The organism is Hyunsoonleella pacifica (assembly GCF_004310335.1).
GTDB classification, from domain to species: Bacteria; Bacteroidota; Bacteroidia; order Flavobacteriales; family Flavobacteriaceae; genus Jejuia; species Jejuia pacifica.
On record NZ_SIRS01000001.1, the window covers coordinates 127,835 to 153,499 of the forward strand.

The following is a 25,665-nucleotide window of genomic DNA, read 5'->3' on the forward strand; positions in this document are numbered from 1 at the left end:
AATATAATCCTAATTTTTATTTTGCTAGCATCATGTGATATTTTTAGAAAAACAGATGATAGGAAACCCATTGCCAGAGTTAATGATACTTACCTTTATGAAGATGATTTAAAAGGTTTAGGTACTGATGGTATTACTGGAGAGGATAGTACTTTAATTGTTCAGAATTTTATAAAAGAATGGGCTACTGCACAACTTTTGGTTGACGGAGCTCAGATAAACTTAAACGAAAAAAAGCAAGAAGATTTCAATAAACTGGTTATTCAATATAAGAATGACTTATTTAGTAAGGCGTACTTAGAAGCGTTGGTAAAGCAAAATTTAGATACAACAGTTAGTGCTGAAGAAGCTAATAGTTATTATGAATTGCATAAAGATGTATTTAAATTAAATGAAGAACTTATAAAATTTAGGTATGTTCATGTAGATGAAAACATCATAGATTTTGATGTAATTAAAGAACGTTTTAAACGATTTGAAGAAGACGATAAAACAGCATTAGATTCCATAGCAATTCAGTTTAAATCTTATTCACTTAATGATTCTATTTGGATAAAAATGAGTCAGGTTATAGCTAAGATACCCGTAGTGAATTCAGAAAATAAAAATCAACTGTTAAAAAAATCTAATTTTGTGCAACTCAAAGATTCATTAGGAGTATATTTGATGCAAGTTAATGATGTTTTGATCAGGAATGATACAGCTCCGTTAGAGTACGTAAGGCCAACAATTAATCAAATTGTTACTAATAAAAGAAAGCTAGAACTCATTAAAAAATTAGAAAAAGATATTACTAAAGATGCCATTAAGAATAAAGAATTTGAAATATATAATTAGTATATTAACGTTACTCATGTTCGTTGGAGTAATTAAAGCACAAGAGATTATTGAAGATGAGCCTACTGTAGTTGAAGAAGAGGAAAAGAAAATAGTTACCGACTCTACTTCAGTATTTAAGCCTGTAAAAGTTGATGGTGTAGCTGGTGTTGTGGGAGACTACATTGTATTAAACTCTGATATAGATAAAGAGTTTTTACAGTTACAAGCTTCGGGTGTAGATACTAAAAACATTACCAGATGTCAACTTTTTGGTAAACTCTTAGAAAATAAATTATATGCTCACCATGCTATTCAAGATAGTATATTAGTATCTGATGCAGAAGTTAGAAACAATGTAGAGTACCAATTACAACAATTTTTGTCTCAGGTAAATGGAGATATGGATCGTTTGTTGCGCATTTATAATAAAGAAAGCGAAGAAAGCCTTAGGGATGAAATGTTTAAAACCAATAAGGATATGATGTTGGCACAACGTATGCAAGCTAAGGTGGTTGAAGAGGTTGAAATAACTCCAGAAGAAGTAAGACAGTTTTTTAATAAAATTCCTAAAGAAGAACGTCCAAATTTCGGTACTGAATTAAAAGTAGCTCAAATAGTAGTGGAGCCAAAAGTATCCGAAGATGAAAAGCAACGCATCATCAATCAATTGCAACAGTTTAAGACTGATGTAGAGGAGAATGGAGCAAGTTTTAGATCTAAAGTTATTCTATATGGGCAAGATCCAGGTATAAAGCAATCAGGTTATAAATATACCCTTAATAGAAAGAAACCAAGAATGGTTAAAGAGTTTCGTGAAGCAGCATTTTCATTGCAGGAAGGACAAGTTTCTGAGCCTTTTGAAACTGATTTTGGATTTCACATTGTCTATTGCGAAAAAATTAGAGGTCAGGAGTACGATGTAAGTCATGTGCTATTAATTCCAAAAGTTTCTGATGCTTCAGTAGTTGAGGCAAAAGAAAAACTTGAGGAAGTAAGACAAAAAATAGTTAGTGGAGAAATTACATTTGAAGCAGCAGCAAGAGAAATAAGTGATGATGAGGTAACGCGATTTGATGGAGGACAGTTAATAAACCCAGAAACTCAAGACTATAATTTTGAGTTAACGCGTATGGATCCTGAATTGTATTCTCAAATTCAAGACTTAAAGGATGGAGAGATTAGTCAAGTGGTTGCAGAATCTGATAGATCTCAAAAGCTTAAATTTAAAATCCTTACAGTTTCTGATAGGGTAGAAGACCATGAAGCTGATTATGCAAGAGACTTCTTAAAAATTAAGGGACTTGCTCTTAACGAAAAGAAAATTAAAGCTATAGAAAATTGGCAAGCAGAAAAGATTGATGATACTTACATTAAGATAACAGGTAATACAAGAAATTGTGAGTTTTCTAGTAACTGGTTAAAAAAATAGAAATTTATGTCTGATGTTGCTGCAATAGAACATTTTGTTAAAAAATATAAAGCGTTAAAACAGGAAATAGCCAAAGTCATTGTAGGACAAGATGATGTTATCGATCAAATTTTAATATCTGTATTTTCTGGAGGGCACTCTTTACTTGTAGGAGTACCAGGTTTGGCTAAAACACTAATGGTTAACACTATTGCGCAAGCTTTAGGTTTGGATTTTAAGCGTATACAGTTTACGCCAGATTTAATGCCAAGCGACATTTTAGGAAGTGAAATTCTTGATGAGGATCGTCATTTTAAATTTGTAAAAGGTCCTATTTTTGCTAATATTATATTAGCCGATGAGATAAACCGTACACCTCCAAAAACCCAAGCAGCTTTATTAGAAGCAATGCAAGAACGAGCAGTAACAGTAGCTGGACATCATTATAAACTAGATTTACCTTATTTTGTTTTAGCAACGCAAAATCCTATTGAGCAAGAAGGAACTTATCCTTTACCAGAAGCGCAATTAGACCGTTTTATGTTTGCTATTAACTTAGAATACCCTTCATTTAAGGAAGAAGTAGAAGTGGTAAAGGCTACAACAAACGATGTGAAAGTTGAGGTAAATCCACTTTTTACTGCAAAAGAAATTTTAGAATTACAACACGTTATTAGAAGGATTCCCGTAGCTGATAATGTTATTGAATATGCAGTTACTATAGTTGGCAAGACAAGACCAAATAGTACTGCAGCATCAGATTTAGTAAAACAATACATAGATTGGGGAGCAGGGCCAAGAGCATCTCAAAACTTAATATTAGCAGCCAAAACCCATGCTGCAGTTAATGGTAAATTTTCTCCAGATAATGAAGATGTACAGGCTGTAGCCACCAGTATTCTAAGGCACCGAATCATTAAAAACTACAAAGCTGAAGCAGAAGGCATTTCAGAAAATCAGATCATTAAGAGTTTATTTTAATTAAGGATTGGTTTTTTTGGACATAAACCCATCTTTTAAGCTGTCCCCTCTCAACTTAGGAATATAATGATAATAAGACTTTATATATTCTACCTGTTGCTGATTCACACAAGGTAAACTGCCATTGCCAGTACCCCAGAAGAACACATCTTTTTCAGGGGTATAAAAATCAAACCCATTAATAGTAACTTTAGAAAAAGTAGTGGCAGTTTTAGTATTGTTCTCGGGAATAATAATATTCTTAAACTTGAAATTATTTAGCGTCATAGCAAATTTATTTGAAGTAAAAGCATTTAAATTTAAAGGAATAAAAATGGGAATTGCACTTAAAATTATGGCACTATACGTGAGATATAATCCCAATTTTTGAGATTTAAATAAAGTAACGAATATTTGAAGCGAAAAAATAACAATAAATATAAAAAAGAAACGGTATTGAGGAGAATTAAGCCAAACTATTACAAGTTGTACAAGTCCTAATAGGTAAATAATTAACAGTTGCGTTTTGTGTTTATTTTTAAGAATACAAAAAGGAAAAAGCACTAAAAGTAACAAGAACATTTTGTTAAATAGCCCATGAAGTTTTGGGATTTGTAGCCAATATTTAAGTGTTTCAAGAAAGCTAAAAGATGAAGTGTCAATATTATTAAAAACAGATTGATAGGTGCCAGTTTTGTATAGCTGTAATAATTCAGGCGGTAATTTCCAATCTACGTTTAAGATGTCTAAAGCAGATGTAGGGTAAAATAAGTATCCAGAGATGATATAATTTTTAAATAAAAACAGTCCAAGTATTCCAATACATAGTAAGGTAAACTTAATACTATATATTTTCAATGTATTATAATGTTTTAAAAATAGAATCAATATGAGAATGGATAGTACCAACATCGTTACTTTTACAAGACATAAAAAAAGTACTACAGATAAAAGTTGTTTAAACGTATTGATAGATATGGTGTTATAATTCATTACGAATTCATAGACGACATAAGGCGTTAGTAAAAAGATAATTAAATCAGGAGAAGGTGTATTTGCAAATTGCATAAAGAACAAACTAAAAACAAGTACCAGACCTAAAAAATAGTCTTGAACATTAGAATTATGATTCAACTTTTCAATAAACAGAAATCCTAAAAGCACAAAAACAAATCCGTTAATATCATTAAAGCAATTAGTGATAAAAGGAAAATTAAAACCAGCTTGTAAGGAGTGCCATGAAGAATTTTGTCCTAAAAAGAGATGTATGTTGGCAAGCCCTTTTACATAACCAAATTCATTTATCCATTTTATGGTTTGTATATAATAGGATTCGTTATCAATTAAATAAGGCTTGGTGGCACTTTGCGCTAGTATTAAAATACATAGCAGTAGGTATAATAGTTTATAAGGAGTTTTTAAATTTTTGATAGCATGCCACACACTGTTTAAAAGCTGTTTAATTTCTGCTCTAAACCAAATAATTAGTATACAATTAAGCATTAAAATACTTATATAGTATTCAATATGAATTCTCATAAAAAAAGCTGCGACACTAGTTGTAATGGTATAAAGAAAAAGCCCTAAGATATGATGTATTGTAAAGTGGCAATTGTCAATTTTGATAATTCTCCTGAAAACAAATCCAAAATTCAGGCAGGTTAGAGCAATGTATATCCAACTTAATAGTATAAGAAGCATCTTCTTGTTTGGTTTACCTCAAAGGTATAGATTAAAAGTCAACATCAAATTATTAATTCATTAGAAATTGCTGTATTCAACTAACAAAAATTCAATCATTTTATTTAATAATGATACTATAACAATTAAGTATAGATACTTAGTTTTATTGTAGTTTTCCTTTTAAACCTTTGCATTAAATTCGTATTTTGCGTCACTTTTTTAAATAAAACTAAAACTGAAATATTTCTTATATGAACTACAACGATTACATCAAGGAAATCGAGGAAAGAAAAGCTCAGGGCTTACACCCAAAGCCAATCGACGGTGCAGATTTATTGAGTGAAATTATCGCTCAAATTAAGGATGAAGGTAATGCGCACAGAGAAGCGTCTCTAAATTTCTTTATTTATAACACATTGCCAGGTACAACAAGTGCTGCAGGTGTAAAAGCAAAATTTTTAAAAGAAATTATTCTTGGTGAGTTTGTAGTAAAAGAAATAACACCAACATTTGCGTTCGAGCAGTTATCGCACATGAAAGGTGGACCGTCTATCGAGGTGTTATTAGACATTGCTTTAGAAGACGATGCAGCATTAGCAGCAGAAGCCGCTAAAGTATTAAAAACACAAGTGTTTTTATACGAAGCCGATACAGAGCGTTTAGAAAATGCTATGAAATCAGGAAACGCCCTAGCAAAAGATATTATGGAAAGCTATGCGCAAGCAGAATTCTTTACAAAGTTACCAGAGGTAGACGAAGAAATAGAAATAGTAACTTACATTGCAGGTGTTGGCGATATTTCTACCGATTTATTATCACCAGGAGCCGATGCACACTCGCGTTCGGATAGAGAATTACACGGACAGTGTATTTTTGAGCACAACAAAGACATGCAGAAAGAAGTGTTAGCTCTTAAAGAGCAGCACCCCGATAAGCGTGTAATGCTTATTGCTGAAAAAGGGACTATGGGCGTAGGATCGTCTAGAATGTCTGGTGTAAATAACGTGGCATTATGGACAGGTATCTCATCTAGCCCATACGTACCATTTATAAACATTGCACCAGTAATAGCAGGAACAAACGGTATAGCACCAATTTTCTTAACTACAGTAGGTGTAACAGGAGGTATAGGGATAGACCTTAAAAACTGGGTAAAGAAAAAAGACGCAGAAGGTAATACGGTTTACGATGCCGATGGAGAGCCAGTATTAGAGCAAGTATACTCTGTAGAAACAGGAACAGTACTTACTATAAACACAAAAACTAAAAAATTATACAACGGCGATAAAGAATTAAAAGACATCTCTACAGCACTAACCCCACAAAAAATGGAGTTTATAAAAGCTGGAGGATCTTACGCTGTAGTATTTGGTAAAAAATTACAAACATTTGCTTGTAAAGCCTTAGGTATCGATGTGCCACAAGTATACGCACCATCTAAAGAAATTTCTATAGAAGGACAAGGCTTAACAGCAGTAGAGAAAATATTCAACAAAAATGCTGTAGGTACAACACCAGGCAAAACATTACATACAGGTTCTAACGTACGTGTAGAAGTAAACATTGTAGGCTCTCAGGATACTACAGGTTTAATGACGTCGCAAGAGCTTGAAATGATGGCAGCAACAGTGGTATCGCCAATAGTAGATGCCAGTTACCAGTCTGGATGTCACACCGCTTCTGTGTGGGATGATAAGTCTAAGGCTAACATCCCAAGATTAATGAAGTTTATGAACGACTTCGGTTTAATTACAGGACGTGACCCTAAAGGTGTATATTTCCCAATGACCGATGTAATACACAAGGTATTAAACGATATCACGGTAGACGATTGGGATATCATTATCGGTGGCGATTCGCACACACGTATGTCTAAAGGGGTAGCTTTCGGTGCCGATTCTGGTACAGTAGCTTTAGCTTTAGCAACAGGAGAGGCTACAATGCCAATTCCAGAGTCTGTTAAAGTCACTTTTAAAGGCAACATGAGAAGTTTTATGGACTTCCGCGATGTGGTGCACGCTACGCAGCAACAAATGTTAAAGCAATTTGGAGGTGAAAACGTATTCCAAGGACGTATTATAGAAGTTCATATTGGAACATTAACATCAGATCAAGCCTTTACATTTACAGACTGGACAGCAGAGATGAAAGCTAAGGCGTCTATCTGTATCTCAGAAGACGATACATTAGTAGAATCTTTAGAAATTGCAAGAGACCGTATCCAAATCATGATAGATAAAGGTATGGACAACGAAAAGCAAGTGCTTAAAGGTTTAGTAGATAAAGCAAATACCAGAATAACAGAAGTTAAAACAGGTATTAAGCCAGCATTAAAACCAGATGCAAACGCTAAGTATTATGCAGATGTGGTTATCGATTTAGATGAAATCGCAGAGCCAATGATAGCAGATCCAGATGTAAACAACGAAGACCCATCACGTCGTTATACGCACGATACTATTCGTCCATTATCATACTACGGAGGTACAAAGCAAGTCGATTTAGGTTTCATAGGGTCTTGTATGGTACACAAGGGCGATATGAAGATTTTAGCACAAATGCTAAAAAACATAGAAGCGCAACAAGGCAAAGTAGAATTTAAAGCGCCACTAGTCGTAGCGCCACCAACATACAACATTGTAGACGAGTTAAAAGCCGAAGGCGATTGGGAAGTACTACAAAAGTACTCAGGTTTCGAGTTTGACGATAGCGCACCAAAAGGCTTAGCACGTACCAAGTACGAAAACATGCTATACCTAGAGCGTCCAGGATGTAACCTATGTATGGGTAACCAAGAAAAAGCAGAACCAGGAGATACTGTAATGGCAACCTCTACACGTTTATTCCAAGGTCGTGTGGTAAAAGATAAGGACGGTAAAAAAGGAGAATCTTTACTATCGTCTACGCCAGTAGTAGTATTATCTACCATTTTAGGTCGTACACCAACTATGACAGAATACGAAACAGCAGTAGATGGTATCGTATTAACCAAGTTTAAACCCTCTCAAAAAGAATTAGTTATCTAATTTTAACTTGAGAATACACATACTGAAAAGCCTAAGCGTAATGCTTAGGCTTTTTTATGCTTTGGATTTATTTTGCTATTCGTTTTTTCATTAAACAATAATTACAAGCTTTGTGCATAGTATATTCAATTTTATGCTCCTGTAACAACTTTGCAATTATTTTCATTGTTTCATCTTCGTTAAGACCAATAGTTGCTCCAAGATCTATTTCGTTAAGTAAACCATCATTTATAATAAATGTATCTAAATATCTTTTTTTATAGTTCATACGGTAATTTTTTTGTTGCTATCATTATGTGAGGACTAAAAGCTAAAAGTGCATCATCAGTCTCGGTTATATTTAAGAGTTGCAATAAAGTTTCTTTTCTATTACTATTAGCCATACTTAGAAAAAAATCTTTATCTAACCATGTTATTCCCTCTACAGCATGTAGGTTAATATGATGTAGCTGTTGATTAATAAACTCTTCTTTGAGCTGTTCTGGCCTATGATAATATGCTTCAGCTAAAATCCACGGGAACTCATTAGGTTGATGATGTAAACCTGTTGTTAATTCTTCTCTGCACATATTAAGAAATGGCTTTTTATGGATATAACCATTTAACAAACCAACTAACGTTGATGCTGTATAATTAATCGCAAAACCTAAAATTATACCATTATTTTTTAAGATGCGTTTGGCTTCTTTTATACACAATGCCCTATCTTCTCTTTTTTGAAGATGATATAGGGGGCCATGTAGTATTATAAGGTCGGCAAAGTTGTTAGGGAACTCTAGTTTTCTTGCCTCTCCATAGTTTACGGTAAATTTGTTCTTTAATTTATGAGCTCTATTTTGAGCTAGTTTTATGTGTTTATTAATGGGATCAACTAAGTGTATTAGATGTCCTTTTTTTGCAAGCCACTCGGCGTATTTTCCTGTACCTCCTCCAACATCTATTATTGTTGAGCATTGTTTTGGAATATACTTTTCTATGAGAGTTTTATTCCTTTCAAACTCAAAAACTCCCATACCTTGATTTAGTCTTGTTTCTTCTGATGAATTATTATAAAATTGTTCTATACTCTTATTTATTAACTGTTTTTTATTCATTATTGTCTGTTTTTTAATCACATTTAACAAAGCATCAATGCTGGTATAGCTTTTTTTGTGATCTTTATTTTTAAGTTTTTAGTGAAAAATGAATGTGTCTATCTATGCATTAAAAAACAAGAAGATGTTATAATGCAATTTTTACTCTTTTTTAAGAGTTGTCTTTCTTGAAAAGACTCAGATAGTATGTAATGAAAAATATAACAGACTGTAAAGATATAAATTACGGATCGATTTTTCTAAAAGTTGTTTTTAACTATGAAATTTATGTGTTATCTCTTTTTCAATACCTTACATATTTTCGTATCTTAGAGAGCGTTAAAAAGAAACTAAAAATTAAATAAAATAAATTTCTATGACATTCGATATTGATATGATAAAAGGCGTTTACGCAAGAATGAAAGAACGTGTAGATGCTGCTCGAGAAGTTGTTGGTAAGCCACTAACACTTTCAGAAAAAATATTATATAATCACTTATGGGATGGTACTCCAACCAAAGCCTTTGTAAGAGGAAAAGATTATGTGGATTTTGCGCCAGATAGAATCGCATGTCAAGATGCAACAGCACAAATGGCTTTGTTGCAATTTATGCAAGCTGGAAAAGATAAAGTAGCAGTACCAACAACTGTGCATTGCGATCACTTAATACAAGCTAAAGAAGGTGCAGCAAAAGATTTAAAACATGCCAATACAGTAAGTAGTGAAGTTTTTAACTTTTTAGAATCTGTATCTAATAAATATGGTATAGGATTCTGGAAACCAGGTGCAGGAATCATCCATCAAGTTGTATTAGAAAATTATGCTTTCCCAGGAGGGATGATGATTGGTACAGACTCGCATACGGTAAATGCAGGAGGTTTGGGCATGGTGGCCATTGGTGTTGGTGGAGCAGATGCAGTAGATGTGATGGCAGGTATGGCGTGGGAATTAAAATTTCCAAAGTTAATAGGCGTTAAGTTAACAGGAAAACTATCGGGATGGACAGCACCAAAAGACGTGATTTTAAAAGTTGCAGAAATCCTAACGGTAAAAGGAGGAACAGGAGCCATTGTTGAATATTTTGGACCAGGAGCATTAGCCATGTCTTGTACTGGAAAAGGTACCATCTGTAATATGGGAGCAGAGATAGGTGCAACCACATCAACTTTTGGATATGACGATTCAATGGATAGGTATTTACGTGCTACAGATAGAGAAGGTGTTGCTGATGCTGCTAACGAAGTGGCAGCTTATTTAACTGCTGATGCTGAGGTTTATGAAAATCCAGAGCAGTATTTTGATCAAGTTATAGAGATTAATTTATCGGAACTAGGCCCATTATTAAATGGCCCGTTTACGCCAGATTTATCTACAACAGTGGGTTCAGCAATGACAAAAAAAGCTAGTGATAACGAATGGCCGATAAAAGTAGAGTGGGGCTTGATTGGGTCTTGTACTAATTCCTCGTACGAAGATTTATCCAGGGCAGCCTCAATAGCACAACAAGCATTAGATAAGAATTTAAAAACAAAAGCAGAATTTGGTATTAATCCAGGATCTGAACAAGTGCGTTTTACTGCTGAGCGTGACGGTATTTTACAAGTTTTTGAAAAATTAGATGCTACCATATTTACCAATGCCTGTGGACCTTGTATTGGCCAATGGGCACGATACTCCGATCCTAAAAATGCACCAAAAAATAGTATCGTACATTCATTCAATAGAAACTTTGCGAAGCGTGCAGATGGAAATCCAAATACACATGCATTTGTAGCCTCTCCCGAAATTACAGCAGCAATAGCTATTGCAGGACGCTTGGATTTTAATCCGATGACGGATAAACTCATTAATGAGAATGGGGAACAAGTGATGCTAGATGAACCTACAGGATGGGAATTACCTCCAAAAGGTTTTGAGGTTGAGGAAAATGGGTATTTAGCTCCTGAAGAGGATGGTAGCCACGTAAATGTTGTAGTTAAAGAAGATTCAGAACGTTTGCAATTGTTAACTCCGTTTGTGCCTTTAGGAGACACTATTACAGGAGCAAAATTATTAATAAAAGCCTTTGGTAAGTGTACAACAGACCATATTTCTATGGCTGGACCATGGTTGCGTTTTAGAGGACATTTAGATAACATAGCCAATAATACCTTAATTGGAGCAGTTAATGCTTTTAATAAAAAAACAAACTTTGTTAAAAATCAATTAACCGGGGATTATGGTGGTGTACCAGACGTGCAACGTGCTTATAAAGCAGCAGGTATTAAAACTATTGTGGTAGGAGATCACAATTATGGAGAAGGCTCTTCTAGGGAGCATGCAGCAATGCAACCACGTCACTTAGGGGTAGCAGCAGTAATTGTAAAGTCGTTTGCACGTATCCATGAAACCAACCTAAAAAAACAAGGGATGCTAGGATTAACGTTTGCTAACGAAAATGATTATGATTTAATTCAGGAAGATGATACATTCAACTTTATAGATTTAAATGAATTTGCACCAGATAAGCAGTTAACATTGGAAGTTGTACATGCAGATGGTAGTAAGGATACTATTAAATTAAACCATACCTACAACGCAGCGCAAATAGCATGGTATCATGAAGGTTCTGCGTTAAATCTTATAAAGAAGCAAAACGCTTAATATTTACAAGACGATAGAAAATTAAAAAATCCAGCTACATGCTGGATTTTTTGTTTTTAATATAAAAATGTTAAGGTTTAGTACGTCTTCCACTATGTTTTTGTTTTTCCTTATTTTTAATATAGATATGTTTATATCTGCTGTTATTTGGTGCATTACGCTCCTCTATATCAAACTTTCCAGTAGATTTTATCAAAGGTGTTAGTTTTTGAAAGCCATAGTTTCTAGAATCAAAATTAGGGCGTTTTTTCTGTATTAAACTGCCAATATCACCAAGGAATGCCCAACCATCTTCATCAGAGAGATCTTCAATAGATGATTTTATCAAATTAATTTCTTTTGCAGTAATAGTATCTACTGATGGTTTTTTAGATGTTTTATGGTCATCATCGGTATCACTATCATCTTTTTCATTATCCCTACTTTTCAAAATTTCAATATAAATAAACTTATCACAAGCCACTATAAATGGATTTGGTGTTTTCTTTTCCCCAATACCAATCACTTGCATACGAGCTTCTCTAAGTCTTGTAGCCAAACGTGTAAAATCACTATCACTAGAAACCAAGCAGAACCCTTCAACTTTATTGGAATATAAAATATCCATAGCATCAATTATCATGGCAGAGTCTGTAGCGTTTTTTCCAATAGTATAACTATATTGTTGTATAGGCGTAATAGCATTTTCAAGTAATACTTTTTTCCATTTGTTTAAGTTTGGTTTGGTCCAGTCTCCATAAATACGCTTTATAGTGGGGTTGCCGTATTTTGCAATTTCTTCCATCATCTCTTTTACATTACCCGCAGGTATGTTATCTCCATCAATTAAAACAGCAAGGTTAATATTCATAATAAGTATTTAAAATTAGCCTCCAAGTTACAGGATAGTTATGCCAGAACCAAACTTATGACGGATTTATTAAAAACATAAAATCATTAAAATATGTATTTATATCATGAGTTTATTTTCATATTGTTTAAAAATTAATGATATTTTAATAATATGATAAAAGTCATAATTAATATTTAGGGTTCTCTTTAATTTTACCACAACAAAATGATTGTAAAGAATGAAATTGATGAAGTTTCATTTTTAGAGAAATCACAAACTTTAAAACTGGTAAGCATGATACCTAAAAAGAACCCAGAATTAGAGGTGGGCCGGAATAGCAGCCTTTATTTCGCTATCGGACTTAATATTATGTTATTTATTTCGTGGCAAGCCATTGAATATAAAACATACGAAGAGGAAGCAGTGGTATTAGATGTACTAGTAATGGATACTGAAATTGATGAGGAAATTCCATTGGTAAGTATAAATACACCACCACCACCTCCGCCGCCTGTTGTAATGCAAGAGACAGTACAGATTGTTGAAGATACTGAAGAAATAGAAGAAACTGTTTTTGAAAGCACAGAAACAAGTCAGGATGATTTAATTAGTGATAACGTAATACGTGTTGAAGATGTTAATGTAGGACAAATAGAAGAGGAAGTTGAGGTGCCATTTGCTTTAATTGAAGATATTCCTTTATTTCCTGGATGCGAAAAAGTTAAAAAATCTCAGCGTCGTAAGTGCTTTCAAGAAAAAATGAATGCACACGTATCAAAAAATTTTAACTATCCTGAAATGGCATTAGATATGGAAATATCAGGACGCGTTTTTGTAATCTTTGTTATAGCTCCAGATGGACGAATTACGAAGATTAGAACAAGAGGTCCAGATAAAATATTGGAAGAAGAGGCATATCGTATAGTAAGTTTATTGCCAACAATGATTCCAGGAAAGCAGAGAGGAAAACCCGTAAGTGTACCATTTAGTTTGCCTATTAATTTTAAAATGGCAGAACAATAAAACAAATTCATAACAAGCTTTTTTAGGGTTAATACCCAGTTATCATGTTTGGACGGTTAAGGATACTTTATTATAAAGTATCCTTAACTTTTTTATGCCTGTTTACTCTAGTTTAAAAGAAAACTACAATTCAGTATCTATTTTTTACAGTTCGGTCAGTTCAATTTTAAAAACGTGTGCTTTGATGTGATATTTGAACTGTAATTAAAAATAGAACAGTCATGCAACAACTTATTAAAATTATCTGCTTCATCGTAATTAGTACATCACTTTCGTTTGCACAAGAAATTATTGAAAATAATGTAACTGTAACAATTTCTAATCTAGAAAGTAATGATGGAAAAGTTTTTATATCACTTTATAATTCTGAAGGAAGCTTTTTAGCAAAAGGATATCAATCAACTGTTTCAGAAATAAAAAACAACAGTTGTGAAGTGGTGTTTAAAAACATACCAAACGGAACCTATGCAGTGTCTTTTTATCATGATGAAAACAGTAATAACAAAATGGATACAGGTATGTTTGGTATTCCTAAAGAAGATTATGGATGTTCTAATAATGCAAAGGGATTTATGGGGCCACCAAAATGGAAAGATGCCAAATTCACAATCAATAACGAATCAGTAACACAACATATAACATTATAACATTGAAATCATGAAACAATTATTCATTATTGCCACACTTTTAATTTCGGTAATGGCAACAGCACAAACCAATTATGAAAAAGGAATGCAAAAAGCATTTGAGCTATGGGGAGAAAATAAACCATCAGAAGCTGCTAATATGTTTGAGCGTATTGCATCTGCAGAGCCAGACAATTGGTTACCTCCATATTGGGCAGCACAAATAAATATAGTTACCAGTTTTGGAGAACAGGATAAGGATAAACTGGCGGCTAAATTAAAAAAAGGACAGGATTTATTGAATGACGCTACAGCTATTTCAAAAAATAACCCTGAGATAATGGTAATGCAAGCTCTACTGCATACAGCTTGGATAGCATCAGATGGAGCTACTTATGGTATGACGTTATCTCCTAAAGTAATAGAATTATATGCTAAAGCTGAAGCAATTGCACCAGATAATCCTAGAGTTATATTATCCAAAGCAGAGTGGAATATAGGTAGCGCTAAATATTTTGGGCAAGATACAGCACCATTTTGTAAAGACTTAGAACGCGCCTTAGAACTTTTTGCTAAATTTAAAGCAGAAACGGAATTTCATCCCAAATGGGGTAAGGATCGCGTTGAGGAGTTACTAAAATCGTGTAAACAGTAAATTTTTGCAATAAAACGTATCATGAAAAAATCGATTAGACAAATTCTTATGACATTTATAATTGGTTGTATAGTTTATGTTATTGGAGAGCTACTATCCGATAGGTTTAGCTATGACAGTATACAGGATTTTTTAATCGATTTTGGATTCTATCAATTGTATGCATTTCTATTAGGGTACTCTAATATGTACTTTTTTGATAAAATGAATGCCTACAAATGGAAAAAGAACAGCACATTAAAGCGTATTATCGCTGGAATTATAGGGTCAACACTAATTACATTAATAGGTTTATTCTTTTTAAGATTGTTTACTTACTTTGTTTTTGGAGGGGTCTCTATTGAAGAATTTATAGCAAATGACAAATTGGAATATTACTATTTCGGGCTTTGGATTACCCTTGCTATAGTATCTGTATTCCACATTATATACTTTTATAATAAGTACCAGCAAAACAAATTAAAGGAACAAAAAGTAATAGCAGGTACGGCAAGTGCGAAGTTTGATGCTTTAAAGAATCAGTTAGATCCACATTTCCTATTTAATAGTTTAAATGTATTAACCAGTTTAATTGAAGAGAATCCCCATCAAGCACAAAAGTTCACTACCTCATTATCCAAAGTATATCGCTATGTGTTAGAGCAAAAAAATAAGGAATTGGTAACGGTAGATGAAGAGTTACAGTTTGCAAAAACTTATATGTCACTCTTAAAAATGAGATTTGAAGACAGTATAGTGTTTACTATGCCAGAACAAGCTAAAAATCCAGAAAGTAAAGTGGTGCCATTATCGCTACAATTATTGTTAGAAAATGCTGTAAAACACAATATGGTTACCACAAGTAAACCTTTGCATATCACAATTTATGAGGATAGTGGATATCTGGTAGTAGAAAACAATCTACAACCCAAACAAATAGTAAAAAAGAGTAGTGGTGTAGGTTTGACAAATATTATGCAACGTTACAAACTGCTCACAAAGAAACAAGTAGACATTAATAAAGAAGCAAATAGGTTTGCAGTAGCAATACCAATGCTTACAAAACAAATATCAGTTATGAGAACACAAACATCAAATCAAATAGACGATACTTATTTAAGAGCCCGAAATCATGTAGAAGAATTAAAAAACTTTTACTACAGTTTAATATCCTACTGTTTAGTGATACCATTTTTAGTATTTATCAATTATAAAACGTTTTGGGGTTTTCAATGGTTTTGGTTTCCAATGATAGGTTGGGGCATAGGTTTAACCATACAAGCTTTTAAAGTGTTTGTAAGTGATAAAACTTTTGGAGGTAACTGGGAACGACGCAAAATAGAGCAATTTATGCGTGAGGAGGAAGAGAATAGATGGAAATAGAACTGAAGTTGTAGCAGTTTTATAAAGTAAACAAAAAATAAAAATTTAAAACAATGGATAAGTACGATATACAACCTTACGGAGAACGAAATTATAGAAACGAAGATGCGTATTTACGTGCAGAAAAACGCTTAAAAGCTCTTAAGGGCTTTTACTGGCATGCCTTCTGGTATGTAGTCGTAAATATTTTTATTGTTGTGATGATTGTCGTTAATGGTGGGAATATGTGGCATTTCGGCACATGGTCAACACCAGTTTTTTGGGGTATAGGCTTGGGGTTTCATGCCATAGGTGTATTTGGCAAGCGTCTAGCCTTCAATAAAAAATGGGAAGAACGTAAAATACGAGAGTATATGGAAAGAGAACAACGAGACGAGCGTCAATTTGAATAATCATTTAAATGCCTCTCTGTTGGCAGGCTTTCACTGCGCAATCCTTAACGTGGGTTTAGCAAAAAAAAAGTATAGAGTACTAGTATAAAGTTTATCAACTAAAAATAGTCAATCAAAATACAATGAACGTAATAATTATAGAAGACGAAAAACCATCAGCAAGGCGTTTACAGCGCATGCTTCAAACATTACATATAGAAGCACAAGTTATGCTACATTCTGTAGAAGAATCTATAGCATGGTTTCAAAACAATACGCATCCCGATTTAATATTTTTAGATATTCAATTAAGTGATGGACTCTCCTTTGAAATTTTTGAGACTATAGAAATAAAGTCGGCCGTAATATTCACAACAGCTTATGATGAATATGCACTGCAAGCCTTCAAATTAAATAGCATAGATTATTTATTAAAACCAATAGATGAAGACGATTTAGCTATAGCAGTAAAAAAATACCAAGACCGTGCGCCACAAAAACAAGCCGTAACACTAGATTTTAATGATATTAAAAAACTATTAGTAAACCCTATAGATAGGGAATATAAAAAGCGATTTTCTGTAAAAGTTGGGCAACACTTAAAATTGATAAATATAGACGAGATAGAGTGTTTTTATAGCGAAAATAAAGGCACCTATTTACACACTACAGATGGTAGAAATTATTTAATAGATACTACTTTAGAGCAATTAGAGGAAGAGCTAGAACCACAAACCTTTTTCCGAATTAACCGTAAATTTTTTGTAAACATTAACGCTATAAACGATATGGTAAGCTATACCAATTCGCGTTTACAAATAAAATTAAACTCTTATAGCGAACAAGACGTTATTGTAGCCAGAGAACGCGTTAAGGACTTTAAAGGTTGGTTGGAATAATTTTAATATCGGATAGAATTATTTTTAAATACAAACGATATTTAGTATATTTGTACTGTGTGGGATATAGATGTTACATACAGGCAAGATTTAAATGAAACGTTTCAACGTTTGTTTGATAAAGTTGCAATGCTAGAAGCTGCAAGACCATTGCCTAATATTGCGTTACAAAAAATTAAGGAAGCCCTATCTATAGAGTGGACTTACAATTCCAATAGCATAGAGGGTAACACATTAAGTTTACGAGAAACTCAAATGGTACTTCAGGAAGGGGTTACCATTAAAGGAAAATCCTTGAGAGAACATTTTGAGGCAAAAAACCACGAAACTGCTATAAACTATTTGTACACGTTGGTTTCTAAAGGTTACAAGCTTAATGAAAAGGATATTTTAGCGCTTCATGCATTAGTATTACGTTCTATAGAAGATGATTTTGCAGGAAGGTTAAGAAATGCTGGTGTTAGAATTTCCGGTGCCAATTTTATACCTCCCAATGCTCGTAAAGTATCTCAATTATTAGACGATCTTGTGCATTTTGTAACTAAAAACCCTTTGGGTTTAAATGTTATAGAATTGGCTACAGTATTTCATCATAAGTTTGTGTGGATACATCCTTTTTTTGATGGTAATGGTAGAACTGTGCGTTTATCTATGAACTTAATTTTAATGGCGCATGGTTTTCCTCCCGCTATTATTTTAAAAAATGATAGAAAGAAATATTACGATGCTCTAAACCTTGCTAATAAAGGCAACTATGCTAAACTAATGTTGTTAATGTGTCAGTCTTTGGAGCGCACACTTAATATTTATTTAAGTGCATTGCCTGATAACACCGAAGATTACAAAATAATCTCAGATATTGTTGAAGAGCCCGATGTACATTATGGGCAAGAATACATTAGTTTATTAGCAAGACAAGGCAAAATTGATGCCCACAAAGAAGGCCGCAATTGGTACACCACCAAAAAGGCTATTGATGATTACATACAACAAAGAAAGCGTAAACGGTAGTGTTAGCTTGCATTTTTCAACTAAAAAAAACAACTTTGGGAAGATTACAGTTTAAGGGAGAATTGAAGTGATTTTGGATTAAGTTAATAGTTAGCAATAAGAATAGTCCGTATTTTAACAACTAATATTAGCAATGCATGAAGCTAAAAAACTAAAAGACCCTCTGAGGAATATGAGAATAAGTAATTACTTTGGTTTATTGATAGTAAAAGATTTTATTTCATTTAACAACCCTTTCCAATAGCCATATTCTCCTCTTTCAGAGATGTAATTGCCTTTACTATCAATTATTACATAACCTCCACAAGGATAAGGGATAGGGTAAAATGTCTTTTCAATTAAATTATCAATATCAGATTGCCAATTGATCTTATTACCAAACCCTTTTAATCCGTCATTTGATTTATAGACAAATAGTTGTTTTAAATTTTCTATTTTATCAAATTTTCGTCGATACTGACTATAGTATGATTTAAAACTTGATTTATATCCATCTGTACTACATCTGTCATTTCCTGGATAATAGTTTATCAGGAATATTTCATTATCATTAAACTTCTTATTTTTATAAAATATTTTTTTAATTGAGTCTAGTATCTTTAATTCAATTTTGCCTTTTTTGTATCTAGATACTTTTACATTTAGGTAAGCTGAGTCTAATTCGAATCTTAATTTATAATCAAGAGGCTCTTTAGATATTTTGTCAAACTCAGTTTTTGATATATATTCAAAATCATCATTAACATAAAGCTCTTTTTTCTGACCAAATAAAATAAGGTTATAGAAGATTAGTAAGACTGTTATAGTTACTTTCATTTTGCAAACTTTCACTAGCGTGTTCACGCATATCTATCGCGAACGAATTTAGTAGAAAATTTTTACAAAGTCAAATGTTAAGCTACTCGTCTACCCGGTTTTCATCAAAAGCAGAGGGCAACAATTTTGGTATAAATTTTACCACTAAAGGCAATAATAAAGCGCCACCAGGTAACATAAAAATCGCTAGACTAGGTATGGATTTAAAAATATCTAAAAGTTGTTCTTGTACTTTTTGCTGTTCTTCTTTATTTAAATCCCTAACGGTAGAATGTGTGAGTAATACCATGAGTTCTTTACTGTCCTTAAGTTCTTGGTATAAACGTTTACTGTTGCGGGTAATCAACTTCTTTACCATTTTACTGGAGTTATTGTAAAAGCTCTGCACCACATTTTTAGAACTCAATAGAGCAATGTTATCCTTGTTTACGGTATAAAAACGATTTACAACTTTTATGGCCTGTAAAGTACGAGAGAGCGGTAATTGTAAATCGGTACCCAGTTTTTCTAGAAAGTGTTGTTCGTCCACATCAATCATTTGGTCGCTCCAAGTTGCCATACATGCTAGGTCTAGAATATAGTACCGTTCTTCTTCAGATACTATGTAATTAATGGCTTTTTTATAATCTAAATTCTCGTTTTCATTAAAGCGTAACGACGATTGAAATAACTTTACTAAACTTTCATCATAACTATGTTTTTCTTCTTTAGCATTTAAAACGTCTAAGGCTATAGTCACAATAGCTGCTTCTAATTGTTTTATATAGGCCACGGAAAACACCTCTTTGGATAAATACTGCTGATAGGCTAACACATCTACATAAAGTAATGCGTTAATGATGAAGTAATTAAAATTCTTGGTAAGTATATTAGCATCAATTTGAATGCGTTTATGAATGATGTTTTCAAGTTGTTCACTAGATTTTATACCACCTAATAAGCCTTTAAAAAATGATGTTTTTATATCGCTTATTTCCGAATAAAAATTGATGACACTCTCTACAAAAGGTTGTTTGCAACTAGAGTTGTAATGTGCATAGTATAACGCTATACACAGGTTAACTTTACAGATTTCTTCTTCTTGGAGGTCTCGTTTTGGTAAGATTTGAGATGCAATATCTTGATTACTACCATAAATAAACCCGCAATCTCTTAACGCATCATAAAATGTGGCTCTGCTAAACTTTAAAAAAAGATTATTTAAAGCTAATTCGCTTTCAAGTTTTTTTATCCATCCTGATGCTGAAGGGTTCATAGTCTTCTATTAGGAAAAGTAAAATTAAACTTTTAAGCTAAAGATACCCGAACATATTCTTTTTTATTAAACTTTAATTCACTCTATTAGTTTCTTCCTCATTACCAAATCTTCTGTTTTTTGTGCTTATTTTTTTGTTTCCAAAACTGTAACGTAGCGAAAATCTAAGGTATCTGTTATTTCTGTTTTGTCCGTATACTTGTCTAACATTGTTAATTGTAGATTCTAAATTATTTAATGCCGATGTGTTAAATACATCTTTTATAAGAGCGGAAAACTGTAAGTTTTTATTAAAGAATGTAGTACTATATCCCAAATCTAAACTAAATGTACTGCCTACTGAAAATAAGCCGTATTGCACATTAGATTCGTAATTGGCATTAACTTGAATGTTTTGGTTATTATTAAGTTTAATATTATTATTTGAAGATGCTATGTAAGCAAAGCCATTTTGAAGTGGTGCATTAAAAGGCTTAGTAAATTTACTTTTTATATGAATTAGCGTAAAGTTGTTTTGACTCTCTAACCACTTTAATTTATTAAATGTATAACTCTCTCCTAATCCAAATACATATTGATTTAAAAAATTATTTCTAGTAACAATTTGTGTATTTGTATCAATGTCCGACGTAAATATCACACTTGATAAATCCGTTTTAATATTGAAGAATATATTGGTAGTAAAGTTTCTTTTATGAGTATGTTTTAACTCAAAGTTATCTGTAAATGATGGTTGTAAAAAGGGGTTACCTTCACTAAAGGTATTGCTACTTACAAAAACTCTAAATGGATTTAGATTGTTAAAAGATGGTCTTTCTATACGTTTGCTATAGCTAAAGGAAAAGGTATTGTTTTCATCTTTTTTGTATAAGGCATAAACCGTTGGAAATACTTTTGAGTAGTTATTTTTATTAGTTTGATTTAAATCTTCTGAGAACCCTTCTGTTTGGGTGCTTTCATAGCGCAAACCCATTTGTAATTGCCATTTTTTACCAATTGTTTTATTTGCACTTACATATACTGCTTGGTTGTTTTCTTTATATTTAAATGTATTGGAAATATTTGTGTCCAATACAGGTGTTCCGCTTTCAGTATTAAAAAACGCTATGCCACTTTCACTATTTATACTGCTTATTCTCGCACCATAGGATACATTTATATGTTTAAAAGGGTGTTCCATATCTAACTTTAAACTTTTGTTTTTTATAGATTGTAAAGAAGTAGTTATTGCCGAAAGGTTTATGTTTTGAAAATTATTATTTACATCAAAACTTTCTGTTCTAAATATTCTGTTTCTATCGGCTTCATAGGTAAAGTAATCTGCATCTAATGATAGTGTTCTGCCTAAAGTATCAAGTTTCGTTATAGCGTGTAAATTTAAAGAATGGCTTAACCTTGTTTGGTCTTCATTACCATTATTAACCAATAGGGAATCTATAGTATTGGCTGGATTCACTATTCTTGTTATACTACGATCGGTAATTCCAGGTTGCGTTTCATTTCCAAAGTATTGTACACCAATTGTTGTATTATCAGTAATATTATAGTCTAATAATAATCGTCCAGAAAATGCTGTTTTACTGTCTTTCGTATCAATGGCTATATCCCAAGTGCTATTAGGATAAAATACTTGAAAGTCTTCTATTCCACGAATGTTCCCTCGAGTTTTATCTAAACTAGCAGATAGGTTGAGTTTGTCTTTTCTGAAAGAAAAACTGTTTCTAATTGTTGTAAAGTTGTAAGTGTCAATATTGTGTATTACAGATACTGTATTCTTCCATGAGTTTTGTGTACCAGTTTTTAGTATAATATTAATTAAACCTCCATCTCCAGCAGCGTCATATTTTGCAGGAGGCGCTGTAATTACTTCAATTTTTTTAATGTCTTCGCCTGCAATACTATTTAAATAATTTGTAAGCTCTTCGCCTGTAATTGGTATAAGTCTGCCATTTATCATAATTTGAGTATTTCCCTTTCCAAAAATTGAAACACCTTCGTTTCTTACTTGTAAACCTGGAGTAATTTTTAACGCTTCTATAGCATCTCCATTTCTAGCGACAATACTGTTTTCAACATTAAAAACAATACGGTCTGCTTTTTGTTCGACCAATCTTTTTTTGCCAGTAATTACTACTTCATCTAATGTATTTGTGTCTTCTTTTAAATTTACAATACCTAAATCTATATTTTCTGTTGCATTAATTTCTTTTGTGTAACTTATGTATCCTACATAACTCACGGTAAGGTCATATAGGTCTTTATCAACTTCCAATATAAAGTTGCCATCAAAATCTGAGATGGTTCCAATAACTTTAGATTGGCTATTTTTAAGTACTACATTAGCTCCAGCTACAGCACCTAAATCATCTATAATTTTACCTGTAATAGATATTTGTGAGAAAGTTAATAGTGGTAATACTAAGATTAAAATAAGGGTAATACGCTTCATGACAATTGTTTTTTGATGATTTACATTTTGTTTGATGCAAAGATGTCTCACAATATGAAGCTACACGACCGAATGCAGAAAGTCGAACGTATTTATTATCAAAAAATGCGTTCGACTTTCTTTTTGTAAACGTTCGACTTTTTACAAGTAACTGTATTACAGTTTTTTACGAAATACTGTAGGTGTTAAACCTGTGTGTTTTTTAAAAGCGGTATTAAATGAAGATTTAGAATTGAAACCAACTTCGTATAAAATTTCCAATACAGTATACTTCTTTTTAGAAGGGTCTTTTAAGATGGATTTTGCCTTTTCTATGCGATAACTATTAACAAAATCGAAAAAATGTTGCCCTAGTTGTTGGTTGATTAGAATGGATAATTCGCGATGCGGGATATCTATTTGCTCTGATAATTTTTTTACAGTTAACGATGGTTCTAAAAAAGGTTCTTCATTTACCATATACCTTTTTAGATGCTCTATTTGCTGATTCTTAGTTGTATTATTATCAGATGTAGATAACATCTCTTTAGATAATTGTAGTTTTACATTTATACCTCTAAATAATTTAGGCGAGACTAATGCTTTAAATACTAGCCACAAACTAAAAAAAAGACCAAACGCCAAAAGAATAATCCTAAAAACATTTACGAGTTCCATATCAAAAGGACCATTATCCCTTAGGTAGCCCTTTGTATAGGTTAATAATTGACCAATAAGAATAAAAGTAATCAGTTGTTTTACCCAACGGTAATTATCAAAAGCTTCTTTCCCTGTAAAATTTTCAAGAAGTAATTTTCTATACCTAATGATATAGTATAATTCTGCAATTATGTACACTACTTCTATCATTTTAGACAAAGTACCTATAATTTCTGCTTCCCTGGTTTGATTATAATTTGATAAAAAAGAGGCTTGTATTTCTTGAGAAACCAAAAAGAAATTAGGTGTTAGAATGATAATACAAATTAACCAAGGTATAGCATGTATTAAATGAATCCATTTGAGTTTAAAATCAGAATAGATAATTGACAGGATATAAAGAAATAATAAAGGATCTTTAAAATTGGAAATTTGTATCCTTAACATTTCAACAGTTGGAGGAAATGAGATAAAATTATGATAAAAAAATACGCTTATATCAATAGCAGTGATAATTAAAAAGCTTGCAAGTAATTGATTGCTAAGTTTTTTAGAGGTTTTTACGCTTAGTAGAAAGGTAGAAAGCAGAACAAATAGAAGAACTATAATAAAACTTATAATACCTATAATGGATAAGTTATTCATTGATTAGTTGTTGTTTGTGGGTTCTTTTTTCTATATGCTGAAGGGTTCATAGTTTATTATCACAATGATGTAAAAATAAACTTTTAGCTGAAAACTATTTTAATTTTTTCTTTAACAAAAATTTAACAAAACCACTAAAATCATTTTTCCGTAGGTATGTCTGAGAGTCAAAAATTAATAATAACAAAATCTCAGAAAATCATGAAACATTTAAAAACAATTCTAGGCGTGGGAGTTCTAGCGGTAGCTAGCTTTTTCGTAATTGCAGCAGATCATATTGATGCACCTGCTGTACAAGGTGGTACAAGTGATATTACCGATTTTTACGCTTTTCAAGGCGAAAACACATCTAACTTAGCCTTTGTGGTAAACGTACAGGGGTTGATAAGCCCTGCTAATACTGCTAATGCTTCTTTTGATGAAGGTGTTTTGGTAGAAATTAACATTGACAACACTGGAGATAACGTGGAAGATTTGGTAATACAGGCTATTCCAAGAGATGGAAAAATGTACTTTTTTGGTCCAGTAGCCCCATCGCAAACAGGTTTAAATAGTGTGATACAAACTAACTCTCAAGCTAGTGGAGTAGTAGCAATTACAAAATATGGAGAAAGCCCAGTAATTGGTACAAGTACTGGTATGAGCTTTTTCGCAGGACCTAGAGACGACCCATTCTTCATGGATTTTGCACAGTATTCTGAAATTATTGCTGGTAACGCTTCTGGTTTTAACGACCCAGGGACCGACACATTTGCAGGATCTAATGTTATGTCTATCGTAGTAGAGGTTCCAAAATCAATGATTGGAGGAACAGGTACGATAAACACATGGGTAGAAACCAAAACCAAATAAAAGTTATTAACTTATTAAGATATAAATTATGAAAATTTTAAAAATATTAACGATAACCCTAACACTATCATTTTTAGTATTTAATTGCTCTAATAATGATGATGATGTAACTATACCTTCAGGTCCAGATTTCTCTGGAACTTATACTCAAGCAGATCAAATGGGGAGACCAGCAGTAAATACTGTGTTTGTATCATCTTCAAGTAAAGATATGTTTAATACTACTATACCTTCACAACAAAGTGCAGCGTTTCAAAGCATGTTTGAAACTAATTTAACAGGTTTAAGCCCTGCATTTGCAAACCCAGGCGATCAAAATGCTTTAGGGCAAGATGCGGCAACATTCACAGGATTACTTGCTACTGATGTTTTAAATGTCTCTTTAGATGGAACAACTACATTTTTTGATGGAACTAATGTATTAACAGGTCGCGCTTTAGCCGATGATGTTATTACCGTAGAGCTTCTGTTAATTTTTGGAGGAGAAGATTTTTCTGAAAACCCAACACTATCCAATGACAATGTGGATGCTAATGACAAAGCATTTTTAAGCACATTCCCTTATTTGGCGTCTCCTTGGTAATACTATTTAATTATTCTCCGAGTATGTCTCATTA

At 32.7% G+C, this 25,665-nt stretch carries 22 protein-coding genes; 14 read left to right on the top strand and 8 right to left on the bottom strand.

All coding sequences use genetic code 11. The features are described 5' to 3' along the window. Positions 1–21: 21 nt before the first annotated feature. The 3 genes from EYD46_RS00615 to EYD46_RS00625 are packed head-to-tail and all read left to right on the top strand — an operon-like array spanning position 22 to position 3,208. Positions 22–837, top strand: a complete 816-nt coding sequence (locus EYD46_RS00615; protein ID WP_308807854.1) for a peptidyl-prolyl cis-trans isomerase — start codon at positions 22–24, stop codon at positions 835–837. 16 nt (positions 838–853) lie between these two features. Beyond that, positions 854–2,248, top strand: coding sequence for a peptidylprolyl isomerase (locus EYD46_RS00620; RefSeq protein WP_229731245.1), 1,395 nt, complete (start codon positions 854–856; stop codon positions 2,246–2,248). Positions 2,249–2,254: 6 nt separating this feature from the next. Beyond that, positions 2,255–3,208 (top strand): AAA family ATPase, encoded by a 954-nt coding sequence (locus tag EYD46_RS00625; RefSeq protein ID WP_130935122.1) that lies wholly within the window; start codon positions 2,255–2,257, stop codon positions 3,206–3,208. On the opposite strand, the gene EYD46_RS00630 is transcribed toward EYD46_RS00625, so the two are convergent. Beyond that, a complete protein-coding gene (locus tag EYD46_RS00630; protein ID WP_394365771.1) occupies positions 3,209–4,888 on the bottom strand; it encodes an LIC_10190 family membrane protein in 1,680 nt (559 codons plus the stop codon). A 233-nt stretch (positions 4,889–5,121) separates the two neighbouring features. Here EYD46_RS00630 and EYD46_RS00635 point away from each other — a divergent pair, with 233 nt between their 5' ends. Continuing rightward, on the top strand, positions 5,122–7,896 hold the full coding sequence (locus EYD46_RS00635) for a bifunctional aconitate hydratase 2/2-methylisocitrate dehydratase (RefSeq protein WP_130935124.1): 2,775 nt from the start codon (positions 5,122–5,124) through the stop codon (positions 7,894–7,896). A gap of 67 nt (positions 7,897–7,963) precedes the next feature. On the opposite strand, the gene EYD46_RS00640 is transcribed toward EYD46_RS00635, so the two are convergent. Both EYD46_RS00640 and EYD46_RS00645 read right to left on the bottom strand, forming a co-directional pair. Then, positions 7,964–8,164 carry a hypothetical protein gene (locus EYD46_RS00640; RefSeq protein WP_130935125.1) on the bottom strand — a complete coding sequence of 67 codons (201 nt, stop codon included), beginning with the start codon at positions 8,162–8,164 and terminating at the stop codon, positions 7,964–7,966. Further along, the gene (locus EYD46_RS00645; protein ID WP_165454305.1) at positions 8,154–8,990 is read right to left on the bottom strand and encodes a class I SAM-dependent methyltransferase; all 837 of its coding nucleotides are present in this window, start codon (positions 8,988–8,990) and stop codon (positions 8,154–8,156) included. Before EYD46_RS00645 ends, EYD46_RS00640 begins: the two co-directional genes overlap by 11 nt. 355 nt (positions 8,991–9,345) lie before the next feature. On the opposite strand from EYD46_RS00645, the gene EYD46_RS00650 reads away from it, so the two are divergent. Continuing rightward, a complete protein-coding gene (locus EYD46_RS00650) occupies positions 9,346–11,613 on the top strand; it encodes an aconitate hydratase (RefSeq protein ID WP_130935127.1) in 2,268 nt (755 codons plus the stop codon). A 70-nt stretch (positions 11,614–11,683) separates the two neighbouring features. Here the strand turns inward: EYD46_RS00650 and EYD46_RS00655 are convergent, their stop codons facing one another. Next, complete coding sequence (locus EYD46_RS00655; RefSeq protein WP_130935128.1) at positions 11,684–12,463, bottom strand: NYN domain-containing protein; 780 nt, start codon at positions 12,461–12,463, stop codon at positions 11,684–11,686. A 207-nt stretch (positions 12,464–12,670) separates the two neighbouring features. On the opposite strand from EYD46_RS00655, the gene EYD46_RS00660 reads away from it, so the two are divergent. The 7 genes from EYD46_RS00660 (at position 12,671) to EYD46_RS00690 (ending at position 18,392) form a co-directional block, all read left to right on the top strand. Next, the gene (locus EYD46_RS00660) at positions 12,671–13,468 is read left to right on the top strand and encodes an energy transducer TonB (RefSeq protein ID WP_308807855.1); all 798 of its coding nucleotides are present in this window, start codon (positions 12,671–12,673) and stop codon (positions 13,466–13,468) included. Between the two features lie 221 nt (positions 13,469–13,689). After that, entirely contained in the window at positions 13,690–14,115 is a 426-nt protein-coding gene (locus EYD46_RS00665) for a DUF2141 domain-containing protein (protein WP_130935129.1), read from the top strand. A 10-nt stretch (positions 14,116–14,125) separates the two neighbouring features. Next, positions 14,126–14,749, top strand: a complete 624-nt coding sequence (locus EYD46_RS00670; protein WP_130935130.1) for a hypothetical protein — start codon at positions 14,126–14,128, stop codon at positions 14,747–14,749. Positions 14,750–14,770: 21 nt separating this feature from the next. Beyond that, on the top strand, positions 14,771–16,111 hold the full coding sequence (locus EYD46_RS00675; RefSeq protein WP_130935131.1) for a histidine kinase: 1,341 nt from the start codon (positions 14,771–14,773) through the stop codon (positions 16,109–16,111). A 53-nt stretch (positions 16,112–16,164) separates the two neighbouring features. Beyond that, on the top strand, positions 16,165–16,503 hold the full coding sequence (locus EYD46_RS00680; protein WP_130935132.1) for a 2TM domain-containing protein: 339 nt from the start codon (positions 16,165–16,167) through the stop codon (positions 16,501–16,503). A 122-nt stretch (positions 16,504–16,625) separates the two neighbouring features. Beyond that, positions 16,626–17,381 (top strand): LytR/AlgR family response regulator transcription factor, encoded by a 756-nt coding sequence (locus tag EYD46_RS00685; RefSeq protein ID WP_130935133.1) that lies wholly within the window; start codon positions 16,626–16,628, stop codon positions 17,379–17,381. A gap of 57 nt (positions 17,382–17,438) precedes the next feature. After that, the gene (locus EYD46_RS00690; RefSeq protein WP_130935134.1) at positions 17,439–18,392 is read left to right on the top strand and encodes a Fic family protein; all 954 of its coding nucleotides are present in this window, start codon (positions 17,439–17,441) and stop codon (positions 18,390–18,392) included. Positions 18,393–18,578: 186 nt separating this feature from the next. Here the strand turns inward: EYD46_RS00690 and EYD46_RS00695 are convergent, their stop codons facing one another. The 4 genes from EYD46_RS00695 to EYD46_RS00710 all read right to left on the bottom strand — a co-directional run bounded on the left by EYD46_RS00695 (position 18,579) and on the right by EYD46_RS00710 (position 24,196). After that, positions 18,579–19,208 (bottom strand): hypothetical protein, encoded by a 630-nt coding sequence (locus EYD46_RS00695; RefSeq protein ID WP_130935135.1) that lies wholly within the window; start codon positions 19,206–19,208, stop codon positions 18,579–18,581. An 82-nt stretch (positions 19,209–19,290) separates the two neighbouring features. Then, entirely contained in the window at positions 19,291–20,463 is a 1,173-nt protein-coding gene (locus tag EYD46_RS00700) for an LETM1-related biofilm-associated protein (protein WP_130935136.1), read from the bottom strand. A 73-nt stretch (positions 20,464–20,536) separates the two neighbouring features. Next, positions 20,537–22,912, bottom strand: a complete 2,376-nt coding sequence (locus EYD46_RS00705) for a TonB-dependent receptor domain-containing protein (protein WP_130935137.1) — start codon at positions 22,910–22,912, stop codon at positions 20,537–20,539. Between the two features lie 156 nt (positions 22,913–23,068). Then, on the bottom strand, positions 23,069–24,196 hold the full coding sequence (locus tag EYD46_RS00710) for a helix-turn-helix domain-containing protein (RefSeq protein ID WP_130935138.1): 1,128 nt from the start codon (positions 24,194–24,196) through the stop codon (positions 23,069–23,071). A gap of 201 nt (positions 24,197–24,397) precedes the next feature. On the opposite strand from EYD46_RS00710, the gene EYD46_RS18045 reads away from it, so the two are divergent. Then, on the top strand, positions 24,398–25,048 hold the full coding sequence (locus EYD46_RS18045; protein WP_130935139.1) for a DUF4331 family protein: 651 nt from the start codon (positions 24,398–24,400) through the stop codon (positions 25,046–25,048). Positions 25,049–25,076: 28 nt separating this feature from the next. Beyond that, on the top strand, positions 25,077–25,631 hold the full coding sequence (locus EYD46_RS18050) for a DUF4331 family protein (RefSeq protein ID WP_130935140.1): 555 nt from the start codon (positions 25,077–25,079) through the stop codon (positions 25,629–25,631). Positions 25,632–25,665 lie beyond the last annotated feature (34 nt).

Coding starts and splice junctions, on each gene's coding strand:
- EYD46_RS00620 (WP_229731245.1), top strand. CDS start 854: ATGTTCGTTGGAGTAATTAAAGCACAAGAGATTATTGAAGATGAGCCT.
- EYD46_RS00625 (WP_130935122.1), top strand. CDS start 2,255: ATGTCTGATGTTGCTGCAATAGAACATTTTGTTAAAAAATATAAAGCG.
- EYD46_RS00630 (WP_394365771.1), bottom strand. CDS start 4,888: ATGCTTCTTATACTATTAAGTTGGATATACATTGCTCTAACCTGCCTG.
- EYD46_RS00635 (WP_130935124.1), top strand. CDS start 5,122: ATGAACTACAACGATTACATCAAGGAAATCGAGGAAAGAAAAGCTCAG.
- EYD46_RS00640 (WP_130935125.1), bottom strand. CDS start 8,164: ATGAACTATAAAAAAAGATATTTAGATACATTTATTATAAATGATGGT.
- EYD46_RS00645 (WP_165454305.1), bottom strand. CDS start 8,990: ATGAATAAAAAACAGTTAATAAATAAGAGTATAGAACAATTTTATAAT.
- EYD46_RS00650 (WP_130935127.1), top strand. CDS start 9,346: ATGACATTCGATATTGATATGATAAAAGGCGTTTACGCAAGAATGAAA.
- EYD46_RS00655 (WP_130935128.1), bottom strand. CDS start 12,463: ATGAATATTAACCTTGCTGTTTTAATTGATGGAGATAACATACCTGCG.
- EYD46_RS00660 (WP_308807855.1), top strand. CDS start 12,671: ATGATTGTAAAGAATGAAATTGATGAAGTTTCATTTTTAGAGAAATCA.
- EYD46_RS00665 (WP_130935129.1), top strand. CDS start 13,690: ATGCAACAACTTATTAAAATTATCTGCTTCATCGTAATTAGTACATCA.
- EYD46_RS00670 (WP_130935130.1), top strand. CDS start 14,126: ATGAAACAATTATTCATTATTGCCACACTTTTAATTTCGGTAATGGCA.
- EYD46_RS00675 (WP_130935131.1), top strand. CDS start 14,771: ATGAAAAAATCGATTAGACAAATTCTTATGACATTTATAATTGGTTGT.
- EYD46_RS00680 (WP_130935132.1), top strand. CDS start 16,165: ATGGATAAGTACGATATACAACCTTACGGAGAACGAAATTATAGAAAC.
- EYD46_RS00685 (WP_130935133.1), top strand. CDS start 16,626: ATGAACGTAATAATTATAGAAGACGAAAAACCATCAGCAAGGCGTTTA.
- EYD46_RS00695 (WP_130935135.1), bottom strand. CDS start 19,208: ATGAAAGTAACTATAACAGTCTTACTAATCTTCTATAACCTTATTTTA.
- EYD46_RS00700 (WP_130935136.1), bottom strand. CDS start 20,463: ATGAACCCTTCAGCATCAGGATGGATAAAAAAACTTGAAAGCGAATTA.
- EYD46_RS00705 (WP_130935137.1), bottom strand. CDS start 22,912: ATGAAGCGTATTACCCTTATTTTAATCTTAGTATTACCACTATTAACT.
- EYD46_RS00710 (WP_130935138.1), bottom strand. CDS start 24,196: ATGAATAACTTATCCATTATAGGTATTATAAGTTTTATTATAGTTCTT.
- EYD46_RS18045 (WP_130935139.1), top strand. CDS start 24,398: ATGAAACATTTAAAAACAATTCTAGGCGTGGGAGTTCTAGCGGTAGCT.
- EYD46_RS18050 (WP_130935140.1), top strand. CDS start 25,077: ATGAAAATTTTAAAAATATTAACGATAACCCTAACACTATCATTTTTA.